General features: G+C 62.6%; 1 pseudogene. It reads left to right on the top strand.

Annotated elements, in window-relative coordinates:
- A pseudogene (locus EJ903_RS26810) lies at positions 1 to 165 on the top strand (IS5/IS1182 family transposase); the annotation flags it as partial.
- Between the last annotated feature and the right edge of the window lie 54 nt (positions 166 to 219).

A 219-nucleotide genomic window follows, 5' to 3' on the forward strand; every position in this document is an offset into this window, starting at 1 on the left:
CGCCGCTCCTTGGGCGAGGTGGCGATGATGCGCTACAAGCAAGTGATCGGTCGCAGCCTGCGCGCCCGGAGTCTGTCTGCCCAGAAGATCGAAGCCGCCGTCGGCTGCAAAGTGATGAACATCATGACCAGCTTGGGCATGCCGACCACCCGCAAGATCGCCTGATCACTGCGGGATGCTGGCGGATTCCGTCCTCACGCCGATTTGTGCGACAAAGCC

This window comes from Azospirillum griseum, assembly GCF_003966125.1.
Lineage (GTDB): Bacteria > Pseudomonadota > Alphaproteobacteria > Azospirillales > Azospirillaceae > Azospirillum > Azospirillum griseum.